Genomic DNA, 10,432 nt, shown 5'->3' on the forward strand with positions numbered 1-10,432 from the left:
CTGGACCCGCCAGGGAGCCAGCCCCCTGGACCCCGATTCGTTGCCGGGTGCTGAATAGTTACCGTTATTTTTTAGCCAGTTCGTCGTCGATGATCCGTTTGTATTCCGACAGGGGACGGGCGCCGACCAGGGGTATGCCGTTGATGAAGAAGGCAGGGGTTCCATTGACGCCCAGATTTTCACCCTCTTGCATGTCTTCCTGGATGCGGGCGGCATGTTTGCCGCTGGTGAGGCATTCGTTGAACTTGGTCGTATCAAGCTTTTGTTTGGCCGCAAGCTCTTTCAGGAGAGGGAGTTCCAGGTCGCTTTCGGTGGTGAAAAGGGTGTCGTGATAGGCCCAGAAGCCTCCCTGATCGGCGGCGCATTGGGAAGCCTCGGCGGCTTTGGCGGCAAGGGGGTGGATGGGAAGGGGATAGTGGCGAAATACAAGGCGCACTTTATCCGGGTATTGCTCGAAGAGTTTGTTCAGGGTTGCCTGGATGTTGCGGCAGTAGGGGCACTGAAAGTCCGAAAATTCGACGATGGTGATGGGTGCTCTGGCCGGTCCCTTGGCGAGGTCTTCCGGTCCCTTGATGGGAATGCGGGGAGCCTTGGGTTGAGCGAGCGTGATCTGGGCACCAAATTTTTTAGCCAGATCCGCCAGGTAGCGGGATGCGGCTTGTTCTCCGGCACGATTTTCCAGGAAGCCACGAATCCGATCTTCCATCCCTTTGCCCTGGTTGGGCAGGCGTTCATGATTTTTTTCGATGAATTCGGTCACCATCTTGTCGGAGACGGGTTCCTGTTTACCACCGATTTCACCCCGGAGCTTATCCAGGGTGATGCCGCGTTGTTTGGCCTCCTGGTTCATCATGTGTTCGGCCATCAGCTCCTGAATCTTTTGCAGGCGAAGCTGATAAATCTGCTGATCGATTTCATAGATGCGTCCGGCGAGGGATTTGTCCAGTTCGCTTTGCGTCAGCTTCCAATCACCGATGCGGGCGACCACCCCATCATCTGCGGCACCGACGGCTTGAGGGTTGGCCGTCCAGGCGATCAGCGTGAGCGCCAGCAGCATGAAGAGTCGATTTCCCTTGTTCGGGGTGTTGCCCATTGTCAACATGGGTGTGATCCTCCTTGTGATGTTACGTGGGGCTGGAGCCGTACACAATGTCGGCCCGTTGGCGGAAGGCTGCCACCATGCGCTGGGTCACCATACTGAACAATGGCCCCATGGAGACATCCAACAGCCGATTCTTGAATTTAAAGTCAATGCTGAATTCGACACGGGTTCCTCCCGAAACGGGGGTAAAATTCCAGAAATTTTCCAGACGCTTGAACGGACCCGAGTGGAGAGAGATCCGGATGCTCCGGCCCGGAACCAAAAGATCCACAGTGCGGAATGTTTCGCGAAGACCCTTGAAGGATATGGTCATTTCTGCCATGAATTGCGTTTCGGTCACGTCATACTTGCGGGCCTGGACACACCAGGGTAAAAACTGGGGATAGCTGTCCATATCCACGACCAGGTCGTACATTTGTTGGGGGGTGTAGGGGACGATGGCGTTGACTTGATGTTGGGACATGCGGCACTCTCTTCCGAACGTGGGTCGAAACAAACCGGGTTCCTATGGCGGCGAAACGAGGGTCTGGCCGTACAGAACGAAGGCGCGATTCCGGAACGCTTCCAGCATTTGCCTGGAGACCTGAGTGAAGATGGGCCCCAGAGTCACATTCATGAGACGACTTTTGAACTTGAAGTCGATGAAAAAATCAACGCGCGTGCCTTGGGGGGTGGGGGTAAAGATCCATTCGTTCTCCAAATGCTGGAATGGACCCGAACGCAATTTGACTTCCACCTTGCGTGGCGGCACAAACCGGTCCACAGTCTGGAAGCTCTCCCGCATGCCCCGGAAGCTGATAGTCAATTCGGCGACGAATTGCCTCTCCTCCTCGTTGAAGACCCGGGTCTTCGTGCACCAGGGGAGAAATTCCGGGTATTTGCGCACGTCCAGAACCAATTCAAACATTTGTACGGGCTGGAATGGTACAGTATCCGTCAGCTGGATGCGAGGCATGCAGGCACCTTCGGCGGGCGTCCAGAGGAAAATCCGGACAAAATTTCGGTGTCCGAGTTGTTTTTTGATGAAAAGTCCAATATCTTCTAGCTCACTCTTTCATTCAGGGTTCACCGACCTGCGGATGTTCCGCCGGTCGTGGCTGGATCCGGCCAGAACGGCCGGGAACGCCAATCAACGGGCCAAATGGCCATTCAAATTCAGGAGTTGAAAATGACAGTAAAGATCGGCATCAATGGGTTTGGGCGTATCGGCCGCTGTGTGTTCCGTGCCATCGACAAGGATCCCGCGTTTAAAAACATTCAAGTGGTGGCCATCAACGACCCGGCCCCTCGTGCATCCCTCGTTCATCTCCTCAAGTATGACTCCATCTTCCGTACCATGGAAGGGGAGGTGAAGGAAACCGCCAACGGCATGTCGGTGAATGGCCGCGAAATCCGTTTCACCGGTGAGACCAAACCCGATGCCCTGAAGTGGAACGAAGCCGGCGTTGACTACGTCATCGAGGCTTCCGGTCGGATGACCACAGCCGAAGCTGCCCAACCCCACGTCAATGCCGGCGCCAAGCGCGTGATCATCTCCGCTCCGGCCAAGGGTGGCGTCAAGACTTTCGTCATGGGCATCAACGAGCACGAATACGATCCCCGCCAGCATGTTGTGGTCTCCAATGCCTCCTGCACCACCAACTGTCTGGCTCCGGTGGTCAAGGTGATTCTGGAGAAATTTGGTGTGCAGCGTGGCCTGATCACCACGGTTCACTCCTACACCGGCGACCAGCGTCTCACCGACATGCCCCACTCCGACCCGCGCCGCGCCCGGGCCGCCAACCTTTCCATGATTCCGACCTCCACCGGTGCCGCCAAGGCCATCGGCGAGGTGTTCCCCTCCCTGAAAGGCAAACTGGACGGCATGTCCCTGCGCGTGCCGACCCCCAACGTCTCCGTGGTGGACGCCACCATCATCACCGATAAAGAAACCAACGTCAAAGAGGTCCAGGATGCCCTGCGCGCCGGCGCCAACCGGTATCTCGGCTATTGCGATATCCCCCTGGTCTCCATCGACTTCCTGGGCGATCCCCGCTCCTCCATCGTCGATGGCCCCTCGACCTACGTCATCGGCAACACCGTCAAGATCCTCTCCTGGTATGACAACGAGTGGGGCTACTCCAATCGCGTCCTGGATCTGATCAACCACATGGCCGCACGCGAAGTGTGACACACGTGACCGCCAGGACGCTTCTGTCCGGCAAAACCGGAGGGTCTCCGCCTGTTTCGGATGCCCTCCGGGTCAATTTGCGCAACACCGCCGTGGCGCAGGTCGATATCGACCCGCGCCATGCGGTGTTGCAGCGCGTGGTGCAGGAGTACTCCGGCATCAGCGACGCCCTTGACCTCCTGCTCCGGGAGTTGAACCACCCCTTCCGCAACTGGCCCCTGATTTTGCCGGAGTTGAAGGGGTTCGCCATCAAAAACTGCTCCCTGTACCTGGATCATGACCTGGGGCCGGATGCCTTCGACCTCTTCGTCGATTTTTTTTTCCAGGCCGCAGAGGGCAAAGAGCCGCAGATTCGCGATGCCCTGGAGGGGTTGACCGCCTTTCTGGAGCAGGTGGCATCCCGGATCGCTCCCGGGCACCTGGCTGCGTTTGCTGCCCGTTTCGACCGGTTGTTCCGGCGGTTGACCGCCACGCCGGAGCGGCATTTATTTTTGCTTTTGCAGAGTTATTATCCCCTCTCCCGCACCCTGGGGCGATTGCTGGAGGTGTGCCGGCAACAACCGGCGGACGCCGCCACCCTGGACGCTGGCGCTTTACGGGATTTGTGGCACCGTACCCTGAAAATCTCTCATGATTATTGGTTGAGCCGTCCGGATCCGGCGACGTTTTTCTCTCCGGACACGGGTGCAGCCACAACCGCCATCTCCCATCATACCCTGCTGGCCCAGAGAGAGCGTCTCCTTGTCATCCTGGCGACGGGCGACACCATGGGTGGGACCGCGCCGGCCTCCCTGGATGTGGTTGACCAACTCCTGGAACTTCCCACCTTTCTGGACATCGTGCGAAGCTACCGACAGGTTGCGGGCGATTTGGCGCGTCGGATCGCCACCCGAGACTTCCCCCGGAATCTGGAAAATCAGACCCTCGCCTTTTTGTTTCACATCATGGAGACCGAGGGGCTCGGGTTGATCCACGAAGAGACCTTGCGCGAGATCAACCATACCCTGGTACGCCTCGTGCGGACGGAGCAGAGCTTCGAGCAGATCCAGGGAGTTTTTCTGCGCACCTTCCAATTCCTCAAGGCCAATGTCGTTCAGTATCCCCACACCGCCTTGCAGTGCATGGACGCCCTGGGCGCCGAGGTGTTCCAGCGCAATCAAAGCGATCTGGCCGAGATTTTTCTGGGAGAGGTGGTCCGTTTCGGCTTCCAGCACAGCGCGGTGCAGGGAGTTGACGCCGATTGGCAGCCGGTAGCCAATCCGGCGCACCTGTATAACGTGAGGATCTGGCTCAACCTGATCCTGCGCAACCCGAAATGGTGCGCCACGCTGCTTTCGGCATTGATCGTCAATTTGCACCTGACAGGTACCTGCATTCGTGACACCGATCTTTTCCAACGGGAAATCACCCGTATCCTCAATGGCGGGATTGCGCCCATTTTCAATCTGATCAAACAGTTGACCAGAATGTTGCCGGTTTTCTTCAATGAAATCGGCGCCGAGGGCGAGCTGCGCAACGTCTCGACCGATCTGGATGAGTTGACCCGGCGTCAGGATCACATGGTTCATTTTCTCCGCAAACAGTGCCATGTGGAGAGCACCAACCTGACCGTGGGTTTGGCGGCAGCGATCTTCCATTTCTGGTTCGACGGCGACAAAACACCTCTGCAACCCTATCTGCCCGCCACGTTGGTGGAAGAGATACCGGTCGCCGGACCCCTGTTCGATGGGGTACACCGGGTGGTGGCCCGGGCGTGTGAACGTTCCGGTTTTTCCGACCCGGAGAAACTCCTGCATCTGCCTTTGGAGGAGACCCTGCCTGTCATCATGGGGGGCGCCGAGTTTCCCGAGGATGACCGCCGCCGGGTCACCCATCTGCTGCACCTCTACCACATGCTGCATCGCAAGTACAATCTCGGTTATCAGGGGATCCATACCTCCCTGCGTGATGCCTCCTTCCAGGGGTTTCCGCACCTGGATCGACTTCTTGCTGACCTCGATGCCGAGGTGGACCATGAAACTCTCCTGATCACCCTGCTCGATGTCCTGGAGGGGTTGCAGGCGGTCATTCTCTCTTCGGAGGTGTTTCCGGCTCAGGAGGAGATCTACCAGAAGCGTCATATCGCCGTGGGCATCCCATCGGTGTATGGTCACTATCGGGAGCGCAAGTTTGACGCCCTCTCCCTCACCTTCCGGCTGGAAAATCTGGCCAATGTTTGTCTGGAGCGCTTGCTGGAGACCATCCCCGACGGCTTCATCACCCAGGCCAGCTTTCGCGGCATCGCCAGGCAGTTGCACCACTTTATGCGCGCCCTGGCTGTTGATGGCATCACCTCCCGGAAACTGCGGGATCATCTGGTCATTCTGGAAGACTCTCTGCGTACCCGCCCACTCTCCTGCCATCAGTACATGGATTTATTCCGAGGTTTTTCCGAGGGGGTGAAATCCATCATCGAGACTCGCTATGCCAGTCATCACCGGGACAATCTGGCATTGATCGTCGCTCAGGTGCCCGCCGACAAATTGTTGGCCCGGTACCGCCCCCTGCGTTCGGATGACCTGGCCCTCTCCCTGGAACGAATCAGCGAGGTGTTCTTCCGCGACCTGATTGCCGGTACCTTCGGCCTACAGGCGTTGGACCGGTTTCTCGCCCATATCCTGAAAGTTCTGTCTGCGCAACAGAAACACCTGGATCCCCGGGGTATGGATCTGCTCATGACCTACAATCCCCGGCGACTCTTTCGGGATATCCATGCCGAGGGCCACCAGGATCGCAATTTAATGTTGCTGGGAGGCAAGGGGTTCAATCTGACGCAGATGGCCGATCTGGCTCTGCCCGTTCCCCCGGGAACGATCCTGACCACGGAGTTTTTCCGTTGCCGGCAGATCGTTCGCCACTATCAGCCGGCCTGGAGCGATTTTTTAGGGCAATTGAAAGAACGGATCGCCACCATCGAGACCCGGACGGGAAGAAAATTCGGGCAGGCCGACCGGGCGTTGTTGTTGTCGGTGCGCAGCGGGGCGTCCATCTCCATGCCCGGCATGATGCAGACCATCCACAATGTCGGCATCAATCGCGGCATCGTGGCGGGGATAATCCAGGAGACCGGTAACGCCTTTTTTGCCTGGGACAACTATCGCCGTTTCATCCAATCTTGGGCCATGAGCTTCGATATGGGTCGGAGCATATTTTCCGACCTGATGCGCCAGACAAAGCGTCGTCACGGCGTTGAAAGAAAGAGAGACTTCACCCCGGGACAGATGCGAGAGCTGGCAGAGGCCTACGAAGCAGCCACCCGGGAGATGGGAGTCGTCATTCCGGAGGATCCCTGGGAGCAGCTTCTGGCCAGCATTCAGCAGGTGGTGCAATCCTGGAATGCCCTCAAGGCCAAGGATTATCGGCGCATCCTCGGCATCGCCAACGATTGGGGCACCGCCGTGGTTTTGCAGACCATGATCTTCGGCAACGTGAGCCAAAGTTCGGGCACCGGGGTGTTGTTTACCGCCCACCCTGGCCAGCGACTCAACCGGGTCATGTTGTGGGGGGATTTCACCCCCGGCAACCAGGGCGAGGATATCGTGGGCGGTCTGGTTGCCACCCAACCTGTCTCCGTGGCGCAGTGCCAAAGCGATGGCCGAGATCCTGAAACCTCCCTGGAACGTTGTTTTCCGGAGATCCACGCTGCACTGTTGCGCTTTGCCAAAAATTTGATCTACGACCAAGACTGGAGTCCCCAGGAGATTGAGTTCACCTTCGACGGGCCAAACCCGGAAAATCTGTGGCTTCTCCAGACCCGGGATATGGCCACGGCTTCCGAAAAGCCCCTGGTGGTGCGCCGTTTCAAAGTGGATACCCGGGACACCGATCCCTTCTTGGGGCAAGGCATCGGAGTCAGTGGCAGCACGTTATGTGGCCGAGCGGTGTTCAACCTGGAACAGATCCAAAACCTGCGGGCGGAAGACCCGGATGCCCCCTTGATTCTGATCCGCTATGATACCGTTCCCGAGGATATCAAGGAAATTTTTCTCGCCGAAGGCCTGCTGACTGCCCGGGGTGGACAGACCTCGCATGCCTCCATTGTGGCGGCGCGTCTGGAAAAAACCTGCGTGGTCGGCTGCGAAGCCTTGAATGTTCAAGGTGTCGATCGCGACCATGGCGAACTGCATGGACACCCCATCCGGTGCGGAGACCGGATCAGCCTCGATGGCCGACGTGGATGGGTCTTGGCCGGCTGGCACGCGGTTGAATCCGTAATTACATGAAAGCCTTGACATGAAAGCCTTTGTCAAAGCTTCGCCCCGAACCCACCATTCATGGAAAGCTTGGACATGAAAGCCTTTGTCAGGGCTTCGCCCCGAACCCCACCAGGACTCTGTCCTGGACCTGCCAGGGAGCCAGCCCCCTGGACCCCGATTCGTTACCCTCTTTGAGGAAGAAAAAAAATGAAACTCGGTATCAATGGACTGGGACGCATTGGCAAGTTGACGTTGTGGCGCCAATTGGCTCTGAAGCATTTTCCCGAGATGGTTGTCAACGTCGGACGCCCGGTAGGCCGTTCGCTGGATGACCTGTTGCAGGTGGTGGAATCCGACAGCACCTACGGCCATCTGGGCAATTTTCTGCGCGGTTATCGGGGTGGGCGGGTCATCGAAGAGGCCAACGACGCCGAAGGTACGGCAGTCATCGATGGTATCCCGGTCAGGTTTCTCCGGATGCATCGCAACCCTGCGGAACTGCCTTGGCGTGAACATGGCGTTCGGCTGGTGGTCGATTGTACCGGGGCTTTTCTGGATCCCACGGCGCCGGCCAACGAAAAAAATGGATCGCTGCGCGGACATTTGGAAGCCGGGGCAAGCAAGGTCATTCTTTCGGCGCCATTCAAGATGCGCAACAAGGGGTTGGGCATGCCGCCCGATGCCATCACCGTGGTCATGGGTATCAATGACGAAGCCTACAACCCGGCCCGGCACCACATCATCTCCGCCGCCTCCTGCACCACGACTTGTCTGGCGTTCATGGTCAAACCCCTGTTGGATCATTTCGGAGTTGACCGGATTCTTTCGGCTTCCATGGTGACCGTGCATGCGGTGACGGGAAGTCAGAGCGTTCTGGACACCTTGCCCAAGGCTGGGGCGACAGATTTGCGCAAAAGCCGCAGCGTCTTGAACAACATCATCCTGACCACCACCGGTGCGGCCAAGACCTTGCGTCTGGTCATTCCCGAGATGGCCAACATTGGATTCATGGCCGAGTCGGTGCGCATACCCACCAGCACGGGTTCTTTGGTGGTCCTCGGCGTCAATCTGCAATCCCCCAATGCCACTGCGCCTTATAATCGCAGTGATATCAACACGCTCTACAAGAATGCCGCCGAAGGGGCCTTTGCGGGATACCTGGCCTACAGCGACGCCCAGAGTGTCTCTTCCGACATCATCGGCTCTCCCCTGGCCGCTGCCAGCATCGAAGCCACCGAGACCCACACCCGCACCGCTTTTTCTCGTATAGATCTGCGCCAGCTTCCCAACATTCCTGAGCAGGTCCGCGCCACCCTGGACTCCCCCATCGTCGAAATTCCCATCACCCATGCCGTCATTTATGGTTGGTATGACAATGAGTTAGGAAGTTATGTCAACATGCTTACGGAAAACATGATCCATACCGCCAACAAGATGGTATGACGCCATCTTCATGCTGCACATCACCTTTGACCAGGGAACCCTGAAGATCATGGCCACACCGGCGGAAGCGGCGCCGGTGGCGGCTTATGTGCGCTGGGACGAGCGGGTCGGGCATTATCGTGCCGAAGGGCGCCACTATGGACCCATCGTTCTGACCCTGCACCATTTGAAGGTTCCCTATCAGGACAGGGCGAGGGGTTTTTCCCAACAGGCTTTTCGGACACGGGATGAGCACCAACCCCGTCCCCATCAAAGTGCGAGCCTGCATGCCTGGCTGAAGGCAGGAAAGCGTGGGGTGGTGGTCCTTCCCACCGGGGCAGGCAAAACCCTGGTGGCGCGTTTGGCCATCGAAAAAGTGCAACGCGATACCATCATCCTGGTTCCCACGATTGACCTCATGCATCAGTGGTACGAGCAGTTGCACCGCTCCTTTGCCGTGGAGATCGGTCTTTGGGGCGGGGGTGAACATCTGCTGTGTCCGATCACCGTCAGCACCTACGAATCGGCTCTAATTCATCTGGAGCACCATGGCGATCGATTCGGATTTTTGATTTGTGACGAGTGCCATCATGTGCCGGCTGTTTCCACGCGGCAGGTGGCGATCATGAGCATTGCCCCGTTTCGCATGGGGCTGACGGCCACGCCGGAGCGGACCGATGGTCAGGAGGCGGATCTTTACGAGCTGCTGGGGCCGATTTGTCATCGCTGTGAAATCACGGAGCTGGAGGGAAAATATCTGGCCCCATACCGGTTGGAGCGGGTGCCGGTGACCCTGGATCTGGATGAACGCCAAGCCTACGATGCGGCCTACGGTCAATATCGACGTTTTGCCCAGGAGAATGGCTTGCGTTTGAGCACCCCTGAGGGGTGGGGGCGTTTCATCCAGGTGTGTGCCCGGTCGCGGGAGGGACGGGAGGCTTTTGCCGCCTACCGCATGCAAAAGCGTCTGGCGCGGGCTTCACGCGCCAAGTTGCGCACGGTGTGGCATGTGTTGCGGCAGCACCGGGGTGAACAGGTGTTGTTGTTCACGGATGACAATGCCACAGCCTACACCATCGGGGAGACTTTTTTTCTCCCTGTTATCACTCACAAGACACGGGTTTCGGAGCGAAAACACTTTCTGGATCTGTTCCGGGCTGGTAAGGTCGATTGCCTGGTCACATCGCGGGTGCTCAATGAGGGGGTGGATGTACCCAATGTGGCGGTTGGCATCATTGTTTCCGGCACGGGTTCGGTTCGCGAGCATGTCCAGCGTTTGGGGAGAATTTTGCGGCCCAAGGCGGGAAAGCAGGCGGTCTTGTATGAGTTGGTGGCTGAAGATACGGCAGAGACTTTTACCAGTGAGCGGCGTCGGCAACATTTGGCCTATCAAAAATAGACAAAACGAAACGAGGGAAAAGCCCCACGAAAAAGCCACACTTTTTTACGAAACGGGGTCCAGCAACTGTCTTGACTGTCAAGCAGTTTCTGCCAGGGGGGGTG

General features: G+C 57.9%; 7 protein-coding genes. 4 read left to right on the forward strand and 3 right to left on the reverse strand.

What is annotated here, in order from left to right:
• Positions 1–64: 64 nt before the first annotated feature.
• The 3 genes from HQL63_05950 to HQL63_05960 are packed head-to-tail and all read right to left on the reverse strand — an operon-like array spanning position 65 to position 2,057.
• Complete coding sequence (locus HQL63_05950) at positions 65–1,102, reverse strand: thioredoxin domain-containing protein (GenBank protein ID MBF0176376.1); 1,038 nt, start codon at positions 1,100–1,102, stop codon at positions 65–67.
• A 22-nt stretch (positions 1,103–1,124) separates the two neighbouring features.
• On the reverse strand, positions 1,125–1,565 hold the full coding sequence (locus HQL63_05955) for a type II toxin-antitoxin system RatA family toxin (protein ID MBF0176377.1): 441 nt from the start codon (positions 1,563–1,565) through the stop codon (positions 1,125–1,127).
• A 42-nt stretch (positions 1,566–1,607) separates the two neighbouring features.
• Positions 1,608–2,057, reverse strand: coding sequence for a type II toxin-antitoxin system RatA family toxin (locus tag HQL63_05960; GenBank protein ID MBF0176378.1), 450 nt, complete (start codon positions 2,055–2,057; stop codon positions 1,608–1,610).
• A 213-nt stretch (positions 2,058–2,270) separates the two neighbouring features.
• On the opposite strand from HQL63_05960, the gene gap reads away from it, so the two are divergent.
• The 4 genes from gap to HQL63_05980 all read left to right on the forward strand — a co-directional run bounded on the left by gap (position 2,271) and on the right by HQL63_05980 (position 10,328).
• Entirely contained in the window at positions 2,271–3,272 is a 1,002-nt protein-coding gene (gene gap, locus HQL63_05965) for a type I glyceraldehyde-3-phosphate dehydrogenase (GenBank protein MBF0176379.1), read from the forward strand.
• Between the two features lie 5 nt (positions 3,273–3,277).
• Positions 3,278–7,534, forward strand: a complete 4,257-nt coding sequence (locus tag HQL63_05970; protein ID MBF0176380.1) for a phosphoenolpyruvate synthase — start codon at positions 3,278–3,280, stop codon at positions 7,532–7,534.
• A gap of 180 nt (positions 7,535–7,714) precedes the next feature.
• On the forward strand, positions 7,715–8,950 hold the full coding sequence (locus tag HQL63_05975) for a glyceraldehyde-3-phosphate dehydrogenase (protein MBF0176381.1): 1,236 nt from the start codon (positions 7,715–7,717) through the stop codon (positions 8,948–8,950).
• Positions 8,951–8,960: 10 nt separating this feature from the next.
• Positions 8,961–10,328 (forward strand): DEAD/DEAH box helicase family protein, encoded by a 1,368-nt coding sequence (locus HQL63_05980; protein MBF0176382.1) that lies wholly within the window; start codon positions 8,961–8,963, stop codon positions 10,326–10,328.
• Positions 10,329–10,432: the final 104 nt, after the last annotated feature.

The organism is Magnetococcales bacterium (assembly GCA_015231175.1).
In the GTDB taxonomy this organism is placed as follows: Bacteria; Pseudomonadota; Magnetococcia; order Magnetococcales; family DC0425bin3; genus HA3dbin3.